The sequence below is a fragment of the Limimaricola sp. AA108-03 genome (genome assembly GCF_050847355.1).
Lineage (GTDB): Bacteria > Pseudomonadota > Alphaproteobacteria > Rhodobacterales > Rhodobacteraceae > Limimaricola.
In genome coordinates, this window is sequence record NZ_CP193755.1 from 265,001 (window position 1) to 282,945 (window position 17,945).

Sequence of the window (17,945 nt, forward strand, 5' to 3'; positions counted from 1 at the left end):
GCACTCTTGATGTCTAACCGCGGACCGTGATCCGGTTCCGGGACCCTGTGTCGGGTAGTTTGACTGGGGCGGTCGCCTCCCAAACAGTAACGGAGGCGCGCGAAGGTTGGCTCAGAGCGGTCGGAAATCGCTCGTCGAGTGCAATGGCATAAGCCAGCCTGACTGCAAGACTGACAAGTCGAGCAGAGTCGAAAGACGGCCATAGTGATCCGGTGGTCCCGAGTGGAAGGGCCATCGCTCAACGGATAAAAGGTACGCTGGGGATAACAGGCTGATACTGCCCAAGAGTCCATATCGACGGCAGTGTTTGGCACCTCGATGTCGGCTCATCTCATCCTGGGGCTGGAGCAGGTCCCAAGGGTATGGCTGTTCGCCATTTAAAGAGGTACGTGAGCTGGGTTTAGAACGTCGTGAGACAGTTCGGTCCCTATCTTCCGTGGGTGTAGGATACTTGAGAGGAGTTGCCCCTAGTACGAGAGGACCGGGGTGAACGATCCACTGGTGGACCTGTTGTCGTGCCAACGGCAGTGCAGGGTAGCTATGATCGGACAGGATAACCGCTGAAGGCATCTAAGCGGGAAGCCCCCCTCAAAACAAGGTATCCCCGAGGACCGTGGTAGACCACCACGTCGATAGGTCGGAGATGTAAGCGCAGCAATGCGTTCAGTTGACCGATACTAATGGTCCGATAGGCTTGATCCGATCCAGAAACAGCAAGACTGGATCCGAAACCATACGCACCAAAACGGTGTACGACGACCTGGAACACCGCTCCCCGCAAGGGCAGGGCGGCTGATATGGTGACCTCCCATCGGAGCACGCGACAGGCCGCACCGGCCTCAAGCAGCCCTCCGGGCGGTAGGCCACCAACAAGATGTTCTTTCCTCGGTCTGGTGGCCATAGCACGAGCAAAACACCCGATCCCATTCCGAACTCGGCCGTTAAGTGCCGTCGCGCTGATGGTACTGCGTCTCAAGACGTGGGAGAGTAAGTCACCGCCAGACCTAGTAAAGAACATCACATTCTCTCTGACACGATGCCAGAACACAGCGACATGCGGCCTCAAGCAGCCCTCCGGGCGATAGGCCACAAAACATGGCGCGGGATGGAGCAGCCCGGTAGCTCGTCAGGCTCATAACCTGAAGGTCGCAGGTTCAAATCCTGCTCCCGCAACCACCGTAATCTGACACAGATCCAGACAAGCCTTCCTCGGGAGGCTTTCTGCGTTTCCCCCAGCGGGTTGGAAGCTTGCCCTGAAGCTCGATCTGTGGCCGGCACTCGGAACTTACTTGTCGAGGGTGATCTGCCAACTCGACGACCTCCCGGCATGCCTTGAGCTGCGACACTGCTAGCTGGGCGAGGCCGTTGGCAGCAGGCCGGAGAGTCCGGCGCAGCTGCCTGAGCCAACCATATGCCCTGCGGCAGCGGGCCCTGCCGACTGCACGCGTTGGGGTTGAGGCTCGGCTGACACGATCGGGATAAAACTGCGGGCCGAGGCGGCGAAAGTTTGGCGGCGTCTGGCGTCTGATGTTCAATCCGCTCAGAAAATTCCAACCTTGAAGGTTTCCCATGATCCGATCGCATCTGCTCACCGCGCTGTGTCTGTCTCTGGCGCTCGCGACCCCCGGCTTGGCTCAGGAAACACCCGAAGTCGCCGATGAGCTGGTATTGCAGGCAGAGGGTGGGGAACCCGCGACATTCGATCTCGAGGCGCTCAAGGCGATGCCGGTGACCGAATTCGAGACCAGCACCGTCTGGACCGATGGGGTGATCCGCTTCACCGGCGTGGCGCTCGCCGACCTGCTGGAGGATGCCGATGCCGAAGGCACGGTGATCCGCGCGATGGCCCGCGACGGCTATGCGGTCGAGATTCCCGTGACCGACGCCGTGCCGGGCGGCCCGATCGTTGCCTACCAGATGGATGGCGAGCCCTTGGACATCGATATGATGGGGCCCTACTGGATCATCTATCCCTATGACAGCGACGAGGCCTACAAGGCCAAGGAGTTCGAGGATCGCAGCATCTGGCAGCTGAAATCCCTGACCCTGACCGACTGAACCCCTAAGGCTCAGTCTGGCGAAAGGCCGAGTTTCTCGACGAAGCGCATCTCGGCCGCGACGTCGGCTAGCGCATTTATCGCCATCATGGCCGCCATGAAGGCGGCCATGCAGACGGCATGGTTCACCCCCGTCTGGATCAGCCGCTTGCGTCGCGTATCGGTGCGGGCGAAGATCGGGATTTCGGGGCGCAGCAGGAAGATCGAGGCGAGATAGGCGAAGAGAAGCGCCGACAGGGCCCAGTGCAGCGCCTTGAAACCCCATAGCCCGGTCTCCAGCGCGATCAGTCGCGCCAATCCGACGAGAAGCCCCCAGCGCAGCACGGTGAAGGTCTCGGTGGCGGCGGTCTCCAGTCGGTCGCCGACGAAACGGCGCCACCGGTCATCGGAGAGCCGGTCCAGCCAGATTCGCAGGCGGCCCATCATCGCCTCCCTCGGAAAGGGGCGCTCTCATTGAACACCGTCAAAGGCCCGCTGCATAGGCTGCCGGCCCGCTTGGCTCGCGGGCATTAACCGAAACTCAACAAATGTAGGGACTGGATCTCCCTTGCGGGCGATCTGATCGTCCACGGGCCAGGCGAGCGGCCGTACGCAGCCAAGGGTTGTTGTCTGTACGGTTTTCTCTCTTTTCACGGTGCGCTTGCCCGCTATCTCCGCCCGCAGGGAGGCACATGTCATGACGGTGAACACGGGGAGTTTTCCTGCGGGGATCGAGATGCTCGACGCGGGCGAAGTGGCGGCGCGGCTCGGCCGGTGGGTTCCGCTCGGCGCAAGCCTGGCGCGGTCTTGGGCCGAAGCCGGGCGGATCGTCGGGGTGACGCAGGGCGCGAGGCGGCTCTACCCGGCCTGCCAGTTCGATGCGGTGGGCCTGCCTCTGCCGGTGATGCGCGAGTTGATCCTGGTGCTGCGCCCGGGCATGTCGGATGCGGATGTCCTGCGCTGGCTCGGCACGGCTTGCACGGCATTGCAGGAGGCACGCCCCGCCGAGCTGCTGCCGCTCCGGCCCGATGCGGTTTTGGAGGTGGCGCGTCTCATGGCGACAGGGCAGGCGCCCGCCGCCGCCTGATCGGCTTCAGGTGATCGGCGGCGCGGTGAAGAGCGTGATCTTCAACCCGCCATGCGGCACTGGCGGTCCCCACGGGGTCACCGAAAGGCCCGTGGCACGGGCGAGCCCCGCCTCGCTGGTGACGATGCCGACGCGCCAGCCTTTGAAATTGCGGCGCAGCGTTTCGCCCAGCGCGCCATGCAGCCCGTACAGCAGCTTCTTGTTGCCGATCCGCCCGCCATAGGGCGGGTTGACGATCACGAGGCCCGGCGGCCCCTCGGGCGGTATGGCGTCACTCACCGCCGCGTGGTGGAACGTGGCGAGATCGCCGAGCCCGGCCCGAGCGGCATTGGCATTGGCGCCCGCGACCGCGCCGGCGTCGCGGTCCGAACCGGCAAAGCGCAGCTCCGGCGTCGCGGAGCCGCCCGCGGCGTCGCGAAGGGCCGACCAGCGCGTCGCATCGAAGCTTGCCAGCCGCTCGAAGGCGAAGCCGCGCGACAGGCCGGGGGCGCGCCCAATGGCGATCGACGCCGCCTCGAGCACGAAGGTGCCCGAGCCGCACATCGGGTCATAGACCGGCTCGCGGCCGTCATAGCCACAGGCGCGCAGGAACAGCGCTGCCAAGGTCTCGCGCATCGGCGCCTTGCCGACGAACTGCTTGGTGCCGCGCCGGTGCAGCGGTGCGCCGGAACTGTCGAGGCTGAAGATCACCTCGTTGTCCTCGATCCGCACCTTGAGCGTCAGCGCCTCGATCCCGGCCTCGGCGTCGCTCTCATCGTCCTGCACCGTGTCGCCGGCGATCCGCGCGCCGAAGGCTTCGAGCGCCGTTTCGATCCGCTGCTTCGCGGCCCCCGCGTGGTAGATCTTGGAGCGGCGGCAGCTCACATCGACGCGCACCCTCTCGCCGGGGCGCAGCAGTCCGGCCCAGGGAAACTTGCGTGCCCGCTTGTCAAGTTGCGCGAGGTGGAAGGCCATGAAGGAGCCGATCCGCACCAGCACCCGGCCCGCGCCGCGCAGTTCGAGATTGGCGCGCCAGACATCCTCCCAGCCGCCACGTGTCACCACGCCGCCGGGCACCGCCTCGGGCATGGCAAAGCCCTTTTCCCGCGCTTCTTCGGCAAGCAGCGGCTCCAGCCCGGGCGGAGCCTGCAGGAAGATCTCGAATGTATCATCGCTCATGCGGCTCCCATAGCCGCATCGCTGGGCTACCGCGATGGATTTCTCGTTCCTGCGGGATGGCGGGCGGAATTCCTTCCATATCGGCACCGGCCCATCCGCCGCGAGGCACAGGAAACACGGATGTCCTGCGCGATGCGGCGAACGGCACCGAGTGGCCGTGATCGCCGGGTGCCCGCCCGCCGCCTCGGCGACTGTCGTGGCCGGCCCCCATGGTGACCGTAGAATGGAGGCCTCCGCCGCAAAGGGCAGGTGTGGTCTGCGCCACCGCCTCTTGAGCGCGCTCCGCCCGAAGCTAGATGTCGCGGCGCGGCCTTGATCGAAGGCCGCGCCATTTCAGTTCAGGGGGCATCCATGAAGACCGCGAAGGACTATCTCGACGAGGCCAATGCGCAGGTCACGCGCATTCCGGCCAAGGACGCCATCGGCAAGCACGGCGGCGACGCGCTTTTCGTCGATGTGCGCGACTCGGCGGCGATCGCCAAGACCGGCACCATCCAAGGCGCGCTGCGGGCGCCGCGTGGCTTCATCGAGTTCATGGCCGACGAGAAAAGCCAGTTCCACGAGCCGAAATTTCGCAAGGATGCCGACATCCATCTTGTCTGTGGTGCCGGCGGGCAGGCGGCGCTGGCGGGCAAGACGCTCAGGGAGATGGGCTTCGAGAAGGTCACCAATATCGGCGGCATCGGCGACTGGAAGGAAGCCGGCGGCCCGATGGAGGACTGAACCTCTTCTCGGTCGAGAGACAGGGGCCGCGCCGAATCCGCGGCCCCTTTTGCGCGTCAGATGTTCATCGTGCCGACGGAGCCGCCATCGACCCGATAGGCCGAACCCACGGTGAAGCTGGCACGATCCGAGCACAACAGCGCGATAACGGGGGCGACCTCTTCCACCTTGCCGCGCCGACCCAGCGTCAGGAACGGGCGCTCTTCCTTGAGGAAGCTCTCGATCGCCTCCTCCTTGGACACGCCCAACTCTTCGGCGCGCTTTTCCATCATGCCGTCGGTCATCGGCGTTTCGATGAAGGCCGGCGAGACGGTGTTGAACAGCACGCCCTTGGGCGCATAGGGCATCGACACGCATTTGGTGAAGTTCAGAAGCGCCGCCTTGGCTGCGTTGTAGACCGCCTCGTCGGCATAGGGCTGCACCGCGTTCTCCGAGGTCACGAAGACGACCCGGCCCCAGCCCTTCTCGACCATGCCGGGTACCAGAGCGCGGCTGAGACGGACGGCGGACATGAAGTCGATCTCCCAGGCCTCCATCCAGTCATCATCGGTCATCTCGAGCGGATCGCCCTTGGCGCCGGTGACGCCGGCGGCATGGACGAGGATGTCGCAGCCACCCTGTTCCGCGAGCTTGTCCTGAAGCGCCGCGATCTGGGCGGTGTCGGTGAGGTCGGCGGCCATGTAGCCCGCGGTGCCGCCGATCTGCCTGTCCGCCTCGGCGAGCGCGTCCTCGCCGATATCGGTGAGGAAGGGACGCGCGCCTTCCTGTATCAGCAGCTTGGCCACCTCGATGCCCATGCCGCCGGAGCCGCCGGTGAGGAGGGCGCGCTTGCCCCTGATGCCGAGATCCATGCTGTGTTCCGTTCATTGCTGGGATCGGGCCAACTGGACCCGTTGCGGACCCAAGAGCCACGAAACCCTGCTGGTTCCCCGACAGGATGTCGCTCTGCATGGAACCGGCGGGCACGCCGGCCTGTTCGCGCTACAGGGGCTAAGAGGACCATCATGACCAAGAACGACACGCCGCCGGCGGCAGGGGCGGCCGCATCTCGCAATCGCTGGGGCGCGCGGCCCGATGGAACGGGCCAGTGGCAATTCGGCCTCTGGGCCCCCGCGGCCAAGAAGGTCGCCCTTTGGCTCGACGGCTCCGAAACGCCCATGACCCAGGATGATGACGGCTTCTGGAGCCTCGCGGCCAAGGCCGAGCCGGGTCTCGAATACGCCTTCGTCATCGACGGCGAACGCCGTCCCGATCCGGCCGCGCGGCAGCAGGCGGGCGACGTGCATGGCCCCTCGCTGCTGGTCGATACCGCAGCCCGGGAGTGGCGCTCGGAATGGAGCGGACGCGCTTGGGACGAGGCGGTGATCTACGAGATGCATGTCGGCACCTTCACCAAGGAAGGTACCTTCGCCGCCGCCGCGAAACGCATGCAGGAGCTGGCCGATCTCGGCATCACCGCGATCGAGCTGATGCCGGTGGGCCAGTGGCAGGGCGCACGCGGCTGGGGATATGACGGCGTGCTGCCTTACGCGCCGCACCCGGCCTATGGCAGCCCCGAGGACATGCAGGAATTCGTCGAGGCGGCGCAAGCTGCCGGGATGATGGTGATCCTCGACGTGGTCTACAATCACTTTGGTCCCGATGGCGCCTATCTCCATGCCTATGCGCCCGAGTTCTTCGAAGAAGAGCGTCACACGCCTTGGGGCGCGGCGATCGACTTCACCGAACCGGCCGTGCGCGAATTCTTCATCGAGAACGCGATCTACTGGCTGCGCAACTATAGGCTCGACGGGCTCAGGCTCGACGCTGTGCACCAGATCATCGACCCCTCGCCGCATCATTTCCTCGTCGAACTGGGCGAACGGGTGCAGGCGCTCGATCTCGGGCGGCCGCTGCACCTGATCACCGAGGATGAGCGCAACGAGCCCGAGCTGCGCGACACCGGCTGCTACGTCGCGAGTTGGAACGACGACTACCATCACTCGGTGCACACCGCGCTCACCGGCGAGTCCGAGGGGTATTACGCCCCGTTTGCGCATGATCCGATCGGCGATCTGGTCCTGTCGCTGACCCGGGGCCATGTCGAGGAGGGCCAGCCCCGCCACGGCAAGGAAACCCGCCGCGGCCGTCCGGCATCGCATTTGCCGTGGACCGGTTTCGTCAATTCCAACCAGACCCATGATCAGGTCGGCAACCGGGCCCTGGGCGACCGGCTGATCTCGCTTGCCGATCCGCGCGGGGTCGAGGTGGCGCATGCGATGCTGCTGACCTCGCCCTTCATCCCGATGCTGTTCATGGGCGAAGAGGTGGGCGAGATCGCGCCCTTCCTGTTCTTTTGCGACCACGAGGGCGAGCTGGCGCGGCTTACCCGCGAGGGGCGGCAGAGGGAGTTCAAGGATTTCCTGAGCTTTGGCGAGGAGGTGCCGGACCCGAACGCCCCGGAGACCTTCGAGCGCTCGCGCCCGTTCCAAGGCGATCCGGCGCATATGGAGCATTGGCGAGACCTCACGCGGCGCTTGCTGTCGCTGCGCGCCGAGCGCATCGTACCCTTGATGAAATCGGGCCGGGCCGGGCCCGCGCGCGTCACCCGTACCGGGCCGCGCGCGATCTCTGCCTGCTGGCCCTTCGCGGAGGGGCTCGTCGTGGCGCGCATCAATCTCGGTTCTCCACCCGATACCCCGCCCACGGCCGAGCCCGAGGATTTCATCATCGGCGATCCCGCCGCCGATCCCTTTGCCTTTTCCCTGATCGTGAGCCCGCATAAATGAACGCTGCCCCGCTTCCCCGCGCCACCTACCGTCTGCAGCTGCGCGAGGGCGTCGATTTCGATACCGCGCGGCGGCTCGTGCCCTACCTGGACGGGCTCGGCATCAGCCATCTCTACCTCTCGCCGATCTTCACCGCGGCCTCGGGATCGACCCATGGCTACGACGTGACCAACCCGGCCGAGATCGACCCCTGCCTCGGAGGCCGCGCGGGCTTCGAGGCGCTGGCCGAGGCGGCCCGGGCGGCGGGGCTCGGGATCATCCTCGACATCGTGCCCAACCACACTGCCTTCCATCTCGAGAACCCGTGGCTGCGCGACGTGCTGCGCCACGGGCAGGACAGCCGCTACGCGCGCCATTTCGACATCGACTGGGCCAAGGGGCGGCTGGTGCTGCCCTTCCTCGGCCAGCCCTTCGACGAGATGCTGGAAGCGGGCGCCTTCCGGCTCGAGGAAGGCGATGAGGGACCGCAGCTCGCCACCGAGCATTTCGCGGTGCCGATGTCGCAGGGCACGCTGCCCTCGGAGGAGATGCGCCGCGATCCAGAGGCGATCCGCGACGCCCATGCCGCCCAGCCGTGGCGGCTGACGCATTGGGAATACGAGCGCGACGGCGTCACGCATCGGCGCTTCTTCAACGTCACCGGGCTCATCGGCATGCGGGTCGAGGACGAGGCGGTGTTCGAGGAGATGCACGCGCTGCTGTTCGAACTGCTTGATAAGGACCTGGTGCAGGGCATCCGGCTCGATCACATCGACGGGCTCGCCGATCCGGCGGCCTATCTGCGCCGCCTGCGCGAGCGCGTCGGCGACACGCCGATCTGGATCGAGAAGATCCTCACCGGCGACGAGACCGTGCCGGCCTCATGGCCGATCCAGGGCACCACCGGCTACGAGGCGGCAAGGGCGATCTCGCGCATCCTCACCGATGCCGAGGGGCTGGCGCGGCTCGACGAGAGCTGGCGCCGCGAAACCGGGCGCGAGGGCAGCTTCCACGACGCGCTCAAGACCGCAAAGCACGAGGTGATCCGGCAGGAGCTGGCAGCCGAGCTGCACCAGTTGATTGACATGGCGCGCAGCGCCGTGGGGCCCGAGGATTCGCTGGAGACCGGCGATGAGGCGCTGCGCGAGGCGATCATCGCGCTGCTCGTGGCCTTTCCGCGCTACCGCACCTATTTCGCCGAAGGCGAAGCGCCCTCCGACGAAGAGCGCGCGCTGATGGACAGCGTCACGGCCGAGGCGGGCGAGGGTCTGCGCACGGACGCCACGGTCAAACGGATCGCGGGCTTCATCACCGATCCCGAAACCCCCGAGGAACGGGCCCTGCAGGTGCGTTTCCAGCAGGTGACCGGCGCGCTTCTGGCCAAGGCGCATGAGGACACGGCGGGTTTCCGTTGGAACCGCTACATCGCCGCCAACGAGGTCGGCGCCGATCCAGACGAGCCAACCATTACGCCTGAAGAGCTTTCCGGTTGGCTGCAGCGCCGCGCGCCCACCGAAATGACGCTGACCTCGACCCATGACACCAAGCGTTCCGAGGATGCGCGGATGCGGCTCGTGGCGATCAGCCATCTGCCCGAGGCGTTTCTGGCGCTTTGGGAGCACAGCGAGGATGTCGATGGCGCGCATGACATCGATCCGAACCTGCGCTGGTACATCCTGCAGACGCTGCTGGCGATGTGGGAGGCGGGACGCGGCGACATCGCCGAGCGACTGGGCCAGCATGTCGAGAAGGCGATGCGCGAGGCCAAGGAAGTCACGACCTGGACGCATCAGAACCAGGAGGCCGAGGCCGATGCGCAGCGCTTTGCCAAGGCGCTGGCGCAGAGTTGGGAGGGCGAGCTGCCCGCCGGGGCGGGCCAGCTGATGGCACGCGGCGAGGTGCTGTCGCTGGCGCAGACCGGGCTCAAGCTGGTCATGCCGGGCATCCCCGACATCTATCAGGGCACCGAGCTGGGGGCGTTCCAGCTGACCGACCCCGACAACCGCATGGCCGTGGATTTCCGCGCCGTCGCGGATCTCGCGATCCGGGGGGCGCCCGACTGCTTCGAAGGAGAGCTGTCGCTCGACGAGATCCCCGGCGCTGCCGCCACCGACGGGCCGGATCCCGAGCCCGCCCCCGATCTCGACAGCTTCGCGGGCCGCAAAGCGCGGTTGATCTGCCACGGGCTGGCGTTGCGCCGCCGGATGCCGGGCTTCTTCGAGCAGTCCGAAACCCGGTTCGAAACCTCCGGCGATGGCCATCTGGTGCTGACCCGGCAAAGCGCCGAGGGGCGGCTGGAATTGCGCATCGACCGCCAAGGCCATGGCCTGCCTGACGCGGCGCGCGAGGCCGAGCGGATCTGGCCGCGCCACGAGGCCGATCTCGACGCACCGGTCTGCCTCGACTGGGTCGCGGCGGCGGGCTGATCCTCGGGCCAAGGAACCGGGCTGCCGTTGCCGCGTTGCTGCGGCAGCCTCCAATCCGTGCGGGGGCCGTTTGCGCGTGCCCCGCATCTCCAAGTTCCACCCCCTCCGGCGCATGCCCTCGCGCCGGTCAGCCGCGCCGCTCGTCCTCGAGCGCCGCCACGGAGTTCAGACATCCCGATGGCCAAGGACATCCAACCGAACCTGCCCAGCTTCGATCTCGCAGCCTCGCGCTCGGACGAGCTGGGCGCGAATTACGACGGCTACGGCACCAATTTCGCGCTCTGGTCCGAGAACGCGACCCGGGTGCAGCTCTGCCTCTTCGACGACGAGGGCAAGGAGCAGATTGCCTGCCTCGACATGCCGCGCATGGAAGGCGGGATCTGGCACGGCTACCTGCCCGATATCGGACCGGGTCAGGTCTATGGCTACCGGGTGCACGGCCCGTGGGTGCCGGAAGAGGGGCACCGCTTCAACCCCAACAAGCTGCTGCTTGACCCCTATGCCTGCGAGCTGATCGGCGAGATCAAGTGGGACCCGGCGCTGTTCGGCTACACCCAGCCGGGCGACGACCTTCAGGGCCCGGACCCGCGCGATTCCGCGCCCTTCGTGCCCAAGGGCGTGGTCGTCGACACCGATTTCGACTGGGAGGCCGACAGCGCGCTGCGCCGCCGCTGGCAGAACGGGCTGATCTATGAAACCCACGTCAAGGGCGCGACGATGCGCCACCCGGACGTGCCCGACGAGGATCGCGGCACATTCGCGGGTCTCGCCTCCGACGCCTTCATAGACCACCTGACCCGGATTGGGGCCAGCGCGGTCGAGCTGCTGCCGATCCACGCCTTCGCCAATGACGGTCATCTCGTCGACAAGGGGCTGTCGAACTACTGGGGCTACAATACCCTGTCCTTCTTCGCGCCGCACAAGCCCTACTTGAAATCGGGCTTCTACCGCGAGGTGAAGCAGGCGGTGAAGAAGTTCCACGCCGCCGGTCTCGAGGTGATCCTCGACGTGGTCTACAACCACACCTGCGAAGGCAACGAGATGGGGCCGACCCTGTCGTTCCGCGGCATCGACAACGCCTCGTACTACCTGCTGTCGCCCGAGAACCCGCGCCACAGCTTCGACACAACCGGCACCGGCAACACGCTCAACGTGGCGCATCCGATGGTGCTGCGCATGGTGCTCGACAGCCTGCGCTACTGGGTGCAGGTGATGCATGTCGACGGCTTCCGCTTCGATCTCGCCTCGACGCTGGGCCGCGAGGCGCAGGGCTTCGAGCGCGAGGGCTCGTTCTTCGCGGCGATCCGGCAGGACCCGGTGCTCTCCAAGGTCAAGCTGATCGCAGAGCCGTGGGACATCGGCGATGGCGGCTATCAGGTCGGTGGCTTTCCCTGGCCGTTCCGCGAATGGAACGACAAGGCGCGCGACGACATTCGCGCCTTCTGGCGCCGCGACAAGGGGTTGATCCCGGCGATGGCGGAGCGGCTCTTGGGCTCCCCGGTGCAGTTCAACCACTCGCACCGGCCCGCCACCTCGTCGATCAATTTCATCGCCGCGCATGACGGCTTCACGCTGTGGGACACCGTGTCCTACAACGAGAAGCACAACGAGGCGAATGGCGAGGACGGCAAGGACGGCCATTCCAACAACCTCTCCGACAACATGGGTGTCGAGGGCGCGACAGACGACGAGACCGTCAACGACAGCCGGGTGCGCCGGGTCAAGGCGATGCTGGCGACGCTGCTGATGAGCCAGGGCGTGCCGATGATCCTTGCCGGCGACGATTTCGGCCAGACCCAGAACGGCAACAACAACGCCTATTGCCAGGACAACGAGACCACCTGGCTCGACTGGGAGAACCGGCGCGACGAGATTACCAGCGCCGTGGCCGACTTGATGGCATTCCGAAAGGGGGAGGGCGGTCTGGCGCGGCTGCGCTTTGCCCGCGCGCCCGAGGACGCGCCCGATGGCGGCCCGACCGTCACTTGGCGCCACCCCGAGGGGCGCCGGATGGAGCCGGGCGATTGGGAAAACCCCGAACTGAGCTGCTTCGGCATGCGGCTGGTGCCGCATAGCGAAGGGCGCGAGGTGATGGTGGTGCTGAACTCGGGCGACAATTGCGAGTTCAAGCTGCCCAAGGGCGGCTGGCGCCGCGCCATCGACACCACGCTCGACCCGGTGAGCTGCGACACGCCCGAACAGGGCGTGGTCGGCGTCGGCTGGCAATCGGTGGTGGTCTGGGTGCCGGACCCCGAGGCGGAGATCGAAGCCGAGGACGAGGTCGCCGAGGCTGATGCCGCCGGCGAGAGCCAGGCCGCAAGTGCCGAAAAGGGCTGATCCCCAGACGAAACCCCGAAAAGGAACGCCCCCGTGTCGCGAGACGCGGGGGCGCTTTCTTGATGAACCTGTGAGGGGGCTTCAGCCCATGGCTTCCTCGGAGGTCGATGGGTGCACGCCCAGCGCCCGGCGCATCGTTGCGCGGTCGGGGCGGTGCAGCAACATCTGCGCGGCCCAGCCGATCGCCTCGTGCGCGCCCTCGGCCACGAGCGAGACCGAAGTGACCTCCGCCTCGGAGCCGCCCAGCCCCCAATAGTCCTGCGCGGCATCCGAGCGTAGCGCCGCCGACAACGGAGACAGCGTGTTCTCCTCGAAAACCGTCTCCTTCGAGGGCTGCCCGACCTCGCCCACCGGCGGCAGCACATAGGCGGATGTGGCGACGTGGCGCAGATCGACCGGCGGGCGGTAATCCCCGAAGAGCTGCAGCGCCAACGTCTCGCCATCGCTCGAGGCGACCGGCGTCAGCGGCAACCGGTCGGCACAGTCGCCCACCGCATGCAGGCCGGGGAGCGAGGTCTCGAACCGCTCGTCGATCCGGATCACCCCCTTTTCGGTAAGCGAAACGCGCGTCCTCAGATCGCCCAGCGCCTCGAGGTTCGGCGCCCGCCCGGTGGCGGCCACGACCTTGTCGACCGACAGCAAGGTATCGGCATCGAGCATGAGCTCCAGCCCGTCATCGCCGCGCCGCACCGCTTCGGGGGTGCAGGAGGTGACGATCCGGATCCCCTGCGCCTGCATGTTGGCCTGACCGACCAGAGCGGCGCTTTCCGAGAACTCGGTCAGCACGCGCTCGGTATCCGTCACCAGCGTCACGCGCACCCCCATGGCGGCATGGATCGCCGCCATCTCGCAGCCGATATAGCCGCCGCCGATGATCGCCATCGCGCGCGGCAGCTCGGTCCAGTTCAGCACCTCGTCGCTGTCGCAGGCCAACTCGGCGCCGGGCATGTCGGGCTTGACCGGGTGGCCACCGGTGGCCAGCACGATGCGCGGCGCCCGCAGGCGCTGGCCCTGGATCGTGACTTCGCCCGGCGCGGTCAGCTCGGCCGTCTCCTCGATCAGCGTGACACCCGCCTCGTGCAGCTTGTCGCGGTAACTCTGACGGATGCCTTCGAGCTTGGCGCCACGCGCGGCGCAGAGCCGCGGCATGTCGACCTGCGGGGTCGGCCCGAGAAGCCCGGCACGGGTCAGCCCGGTGCCCCGATGCAGGGCGTCGGCCACGGTCCAGAGCATCTTCTTCGGTACGCAGCCGCGATTGACGCAGGTGCCGCCCAGCTTGTCGCGCTCGATCAGCGCGATCTTGCGCCCGAGCCCCGCCGCGTGGCGCGCAAAGGACAGCCCGGCGGAGCCGCCTCCGATGACGATCGCGTCGTAGTCCGTATCCATGGGCGCTCCTCCAGCAGGTCAGGTGGGCAACCGAAGGGCAGGGGCGCGGGTTCCGGATCGGCCGGGGCGGCGGATCGCCGCGCGGCGGTCCCGAGGACGCATCCCGCCCGGGAACCCCGTCTTCCCGCTGCCGTTGTCGAGAGGAATACCCCACACCCCGAAAACGACACTCCGAACCGGGAGATCGATCATGACCGAACCCAAGGACATGCCCGCGCAGAGCCAGGATCACATGCCGGGCAACGAGCACGAGATGCATCCCGCCCCCGACTACCGCCCGCGCCATCCCGGCGTCGGCAAGCTCAAGGGCAAGGTCGCCCTCGTGACCGGTGGCGACAGCGGTATCGGCCGCGCCGTCTCGGTGCTCTTCGCGCGCGAGGGCGCGAAGCTCGCCATCGCCTATCTCGAAGAGGACCGGGACGCCGAGGAAACCAAGCGGCTGGTCGAGGAAGAAGGCTCCGAGGCGCTGCTGATCCGTGGCGATCTGGGCCAGAAGGAGCATTGCGAAAGCGCCGTCGCCAAGACCGTGGAGCGATACGGCCAGCTCGATGTGCTGATCGTCAACGCCGCGCAGCAATGGCTCGATGACGGGCTTGAGGACATCTCGGAAGAGCGGCTGCGCCGCACCATCGACAGCAACATCATGCACCCGATGTTCATCACCCAGGCTGCGCTGCCGTATCTGAAGGAGGGCGACGCGGTGGTCTACACCACTTCCGTCAATGCCTTCAAAGGCAATGCCGGTCTCGTCACCTATTCGACCACGCGTGGCGCGACGCTGGCCCTGTCGCGCTCGATGTCCTCGGCGCTGGCCGAGAAGGGCATCCGCGTGAACGCCGTGGCACCGGGGCCGATCTGGACCCCCTTCATCCCGGGCTCGATGCCGCCCGACAAGGTCGAGGGCTTCGGCAAGAACACGCCCCTGGGCCGGCCCGGGCAGCCTTGGGAGGTGGCGACTTCCTACCTGTTCCTCGCCTCGTCCGACGGCAACTACTTCACCGGCCAGACGCTGCACCCCAATGGCGGCAAGATCGTCGGGGCCTGAGGATTGGTAATCGACCCGGACAGGGGCGCCGACGGGTGCCCCTATTCAGATCAGGTCGTAGCGTTTGCGGATCCTGTCCACCGGTGTGCCGTCCGAGAGCGGCACGGCCCGCAGCAGGTCCCAGTCGTCGAAGCCCATCGCCGCGTAGTAGCGCAGACCAGCCGGGTTGTCGGCGCGGATCGGGGCATCCATCGCGACGACCCCGGCGGCCTTCGCCGCCGCACGGGTCCTCTCGAACATTGCCCGTCCGATACCGCGACCGGTCAATCCCCGCTGCACGAAGCTGGCGATCACCGTCCAGCCCTCCGGGAGCGGGTCCTCGGGATCGCCCGCCCATACGAGCGACTGGAACCCCACCACATCCCCGTCGCGTTCGGCGACCACGCAGCTGACCAGTTCGTCGGGGGCGAGATAGTGCTGCCGCATCCGCGCCGCGTCGAAAGGCCGGCGATGCGCGGTGCTGCCACCCGCCGCGATCAGCGGGTTGAGGATGGCACACATGGCGCCCGCATCATCGCGCCGCGCCGGGCGGATCGATGGCGCCATCAGAACTCCACCTCGACACCGGGCAGCTCGAGCGCGCGCATCAGGTCGCGCAGTTCCTGGCGCGCTGCGACGTTGGAGATGTTGAGGTTGCTCACCCCGACATCGCGCAGGTCCAGAAGCGTCAGCCCACGCGGGAACAGTTCACGAAAGGTCACCCGCTCGTTGAAGCCCGGGGCCGAGCGGAAGCCGATCCGCTCCGACAGCCGCGACAGCGCGCTTTCCATCTTCTGCTTGTTGACCATCTGCTGCGCGCCGAGCCGGTTGCGCAGCACCACCCAGTCGATCGGGTCGAGACCGGCCTGTGCACGCAGCTGCCGCGCGCTCCAGACCATTTCGGAATAGACCGAGGGCCCGAGGATCGTCTCCCCGTCATTGTCGATCTTGGCCAGCAGGTCGAAGTCGATGAAGCTGTCATTAAGCGGGGTGAGCAGCGTATCGGCCAGCGAATGCGCCACCTGGCTGAGACGGGTATGGCTGCCGGGGCAGTCGATCAGGATGAAATCGCTGTCGTCCTCGAGCTGCGCCACCGCGGCCGAGAGCCGGTGATCCGAGGCGTTCTCGCCCGGCTGCAAGGCCGAGGCGTCGATCTCGGGCAGTTCGACATGGGCGGGCGAGGGCAGCTCCAGCCCCGCGCGTTCGCAGTAGCGGCGGCGGTTCTCGATATAGCGCCCGAGAGATTTCTGCCGCAGATCGAGATCGAGCGTGCCGATCTTGTGGCCCATCCGCGCGAGCGCGGTCGCGACATGCATCGCCACGGTGGATTTTCCGGCTCCGCCCTTCTCGTTGCCGACGACGATGATATGCGCCACGTGTTCCGTCCCCTCCGGCCGCAAGGGGCCGTTCCCGCACTGCTTTCCGGGGTAGGGGATGGCGCCTTACCGCGCAAGTCCCACGCGGCGCACGACGGCCCTGCCCATTGACTTGTGCGGCTTTCGGGTCCATCTGCCCCTCAAGACCGAAGCGCTTGGCCCGCGTGAGCAGCCGCGCCGCCCCCGCAGGATCTGCGCTGGCGCCCGCACCGCTTCGGATCTCAGGTTCCCATTTCACGCAAGGGGCCGCGTCCTGTCGGCGCGTGGGCATTCGGCCCCGCGTGAGCGCAAGGGCGCAACCCGACCGTCGACCCGCATGCCGCGGGTCTGCGCCCATGCCGCGGTGCGTTTCGTGCCGCTTACAAGGATGCACATGGATTTCGACATGCTGGGGCTGGCGCCCCGTCTCGTTTCCGCCCTCGCCGAGCAGGGCATCACCGATCCGACCCCGATCCAGACCCAGGCGATCCCGCACGCCATGAACGGCCGCGACGTGATGGGCCTGGCCCAGACCGGCACCGGCAAGACCGCGGCCTTCGGCCTGCCGATGATCGACCGGCTGATGAAGTCCGGCGGCAAGCCCGCGCCGAAATCGGCCCGCGCGCTGGTGCTGGCGCCGACGCGCGAGCTGGCCAAGCAGATCGCCGACAACCTTACCGCCTATACCCAAGGCAGCCACCTCAAGACCGTGCTGGTCGTCGGCGGCGCCGGGATCAACGGCCAGATCAAGCGCATGGAAGGCGGCTGCTCGCTGCTCGTCGCCACGCCGGGCCGGCTGATCGACCTGCTCGACCGTCGTGCGGTCGACCTGTCGAAGACCGAGTTCCTGGTGCTCGACGAGGCCGATCAGATGCTCGACATGGGCTTCATCCACGCGCTGCGCCGGATCGCGCCTCTGTTGCCGAAGGAGCGTCAGACGATGCTGTTCTCGGCCACCATGCCCAAGCAGATGGAAGAGCTGGCCTCGGCCTATCTCACCGACGCGGTGCGGGTGCAGGTGAACCCGCCGGGCAAGGCCGCCGACAAGATCGACCAGTCGATCCACTTCGTCGCCAAGGCCGCCAAGACCGAGCTTCTGACCGAGCTGCTCGACCAGCACCGCGACGAGTTGGCGCTGGTCTTCGGACGTACCAAGCACGGCATGGAGAAGCTTTCCAAGCAGCTCGCCGCCGCCGGCTTCGCCGCCGCCGCGATCCATGGCAACAAGAGCCAGGGTCAGCGCGAACGGGCGATCCGCGACTTTCGCGAGGGCAAGGTCCGGGTGCTGGTCGCCACCGATGTCGCCGCACGCGGCATCGACATCCCGGGTGTGCGCCACGTCTACAACTACGAGCTGCCGAACGTGGCCGAGAACTACGTGCACCGGATCGGTCGCACCGCGCGTGCCGGTGCCGATGGCCGCGCCGTGGCGCTCTGCGCGCCCGACGAGATGGGTGAGCTGAAGGATATCGAAAAGGCGATGAAGGCGGCGATCCCCGTGGCCTCCGGCACCCGCTGGGACCCGGTCGAGCCCGAGAAGAAGGGCCGTCGCGGCGGCGGGGGCGGTCGCCGGTTCGGCGGCGGCGCGCCCAAGCCCGAGGGCGCGGCCAAGCCGGGCGGCCGTCCGGCCCGGCGTCGCAGGCCCGCCCGCAAGGCCGCCTGAAGA

Annotated in this window: 14 protein-coding genes, 1 tRNA gene and 2 rRNA genes (1 of these 17 cut by a window edge); 11 read left to right on the forward strand and 6 right to left on the reverse strand. The window is 67.2% G+C overall.

The window, feature by feature from the left end; translation table 11 throughout:
- The 4 genes from ACRAQ3_RS01385 to ACRAQ3_RS01400 form a co-directional block, all read left to right on the forward strand.
- A 23S ribosomal RNA gene (locus ACRAQ3_RS01385) occupies nucleotides 1-702 on the forward strand; it begins 2,130 nt to the left of the window's first position.
- Nucleotides 703-889: 187 nt separating this feature from the next.
- A 5S ribosomal RNA gene (rrf, locus tag ACRAQ3_RS01390) occupies nucleotides 890-1,004 on the forward strand.
- Between the two features lie 95 nt (nucleotides 1,005-1,099).
- Nucleotides 1,100-1,176 (forward strand) — tRNA-Met (locus ACRAQ3_RS01395).
- 393 nt (nucleotides 1,177-1,569) lie between these two features.
- Nucleotides 1,570-2,058 carry a molybdopterin-dependent oxidoreductase gene (locus ACRAQ3_RS01400; protein ID WP_432255395.1) on the forward strand — a complete coding sequence of 163 codons (489 nt, stop codon included), beginning with the start codon at nucleotides 1,570-1,572 and terminating at the stop codon, nucleotides 2,056-2,058.
- Nucleotides 2,059-2,069: 11 nt separating this feature from the next.
- On the opposite strand, the gene ACRAQ3_RS01405 is transcribed toward ACRAQ3_RS01400, so the two are convergent.
- A complete protein-coding gene (locus ACRAQ3_RS01405; protein WP_432255396.1) occupies nucleotides 2,070-2,480 on the reverse strand; it encodes a hypothetical protein in 411 nt (136 codons plus the stop codon).
- 253 nt (nucleotides 2,481-2,733) lie between these two features.
- On the opposite strand from ACRAQ3_RS01405, the gene ACRAQ3_RS01410 reads away from it, so the two are divergent.
- Entirely contained in the window at nucleotides 2,734-3,123 is a 390-nt protein-coding gene (locus tag ACRAQ3_RS01410) for a hypothetical protein (RefSeq protein WP_432255397.1), read from the forward strand.
- A gap of 6 nt (nucleotides 3,124-3,129) precedes the next feature.
- On the opposite strand, the gene ACRAQ3_RS01415 is transcribed toward ACRAQ3_RS01410, so the two are convergent.
- Complete coding sequence (locus ACRAQ3_RS01415) at nucleotides 3,130-4,281, reverse strand: THUMP domain-containing class I SAM-dependent RNA methyltransferase (protein WP_432255398.1); 1,152 nt, start codon at nucleotides 4,279-4,281, stop codon at nucleotides 3,130-3,132.
- Nucleotides 4,282-4,632: 351 nt separating this feature from the next.
- On the opposite strand from ACRAQ3_RS01415, the gene ACRAQ3_RS01420 reads away from it, so the two are divergent.
- Nucleotides 4,633-5,004, forward strand: a complete 372-nt coding sequence (locus ACRAQ3_RS01420; RefSeq protein ID WP_432255399.1) for a rhodanese-like domain-containing protein — start codon at nucleotides 4,633-4,635, stop codon at nucleotides 5,002-5,004.
- Nucleotides 5,005-5,060: 56 nt separating this feature from the next.
- Here ACRAQ3_RS01420 and ACRAQ3_RS01425 read toward each other — a convergent pair whose 3' ends face one another.
- Nucleotides 5,061-5,855: an SDR family NAD(P)-dependent oxidoreductase gene (locus ACRAQ3_RS01425; RefSeq protein ID WP_432255400.1), complete on the reverse strand. Its 795-nt coding sequence runs from the start codon at nucleotides 5,853-5,855 to the stop codon at nucleotides 5,061-5,063.
- A gap of 153 nt (nucleotides 5,856-6,008) precedes the next feature.
- On the opposite strand from ACRAQ3_RS01425, the gene treZ reads away from it, so the two are divergent.
- The 3 genes from treZ (at nucleotide 6,009) to glgX (ending at nucleotide 12,514) form a co-directional block, all read left to right on the forward strand.
- Complete coding sequence (treZ, locus tag ACRAQ3_RS01430) at nucleotides 6,009-7,772, forward strand: malto-oligosyltrehalose trehalohydrolase (protein WP_432255401.1); 1,764 nt, start codon at nucleotides 6,009-6,011, stop codon at nucleotides 7,770-7,772.
- On the forward strand, nucleotides 7,769-10,177 hold the full coding sequence (gene treY, locus ACRAQ3_RS01435) for a malto-oligosyltrehalose synthase (protein ID WP_432255402.1): 2,409 nt from the start codon (nucleotides 7,769-7,771) through the stop codon (nucleotides 10,175-10,177). The genes treZ and treY overlap by 4 nt, the downstream gene beginning before the upstream one ends.
- A gap of 177 nt (nucleotides 10,178-10,354) precedes the next feature.
- A complete protein-coding gene (gene glgX / locus ACRAQ3_RS01440; RefSeq protein ID WP_432255403.1) occupies nucleotides 10,355-12,514 on the forward strand; it encodes a glycogen debranching protein GlgX in 2,160 nt (719 codons plus the stop codon).
- Nucleotides 12,515-12,595: 81 nt separating this feature from the next.
- Here the strand turns inward: glgX and ACRAQ3_RS01445 are convergent, their stop codons facing one another.
- Nucleotides 12,596-13,900 (reverse strand): dihydrolipoyl dehydrogenase family protein, encoded by a 1,305-nt coding sequence (locus ACRAQ3_RS01445; RefSeq protein WP_432255404.1) that lies wholly within the window; start codon nucleotides 13,898-13,900, stop codon nucleotides 12,596-12,598.
- Nucleotides 13,901-14,090: 190 nt separating this feature from the next.
- On the opposite strand from ACRAQ3_RS01445, the gene ACRAQ3_RS01450 reads away from it, so the two are divergent.
- Entirely contained in the window at nucleotides 14,091-14,945 is an 855-nt protein-coding gene (locus tag ACRAQ3_RS01450; protein ID WP_432255405.1) for an SDR family oxidoreductase, read from the forward strand.
- 45 nt (nucleotides 14,946-14,990) lie between these two features.
- On the opposite strand, the gene ACRAQ3_RS01455 is transcribed toward ACRAQ3_RS01450, so the two are convergent.
- Entirely contained in the window at nucleotides 14,991-15,491 is a 501-nt protein-coding gene (locus ACRAQ3_RS01455) for an N-acetyltransferase family protein (protein WP_432255406.1), read from the reverse strand.
- Nucleotides 15,491-16,300 (reverse strand): division plane positioning ATPase MipZ, encoded by an 810-nt coding sequence (locus ACRAQ3_RS01460; RefSeq protein ID WP_432255407.1) that lies wholly within the window; start codon nucleotides 16,298-16,300, stop codon nucleotides 15,491-15,493. The genes ACRAQ3_RS01455 and ACRAQ3_RS01460 overlap by 1 nt, the downstream gene beginning before the upstream one ends.
- 373 nt (nucleotides 16,301-16,673) lie before the next feature.
- Here ACRAQ3_RS01460 and ACRAQ3_RS01465 point away from each other — a divergent pair, with 373 nt between their 5' ends.
- Nucleotides 16,674-17,942, forward strand: coding sequence for a DEAD/DEAH box helicase (locus ACRAQ3_RS01465; RefSeq protein WP_432256250.1), 1,269 nt, complete (start codon nucleotides 16,674-16,676; stop codon nucleotides 17,940-17,942).
- Nucleotides 17,943-17,945: the final 3 nt, after the last annotated feature.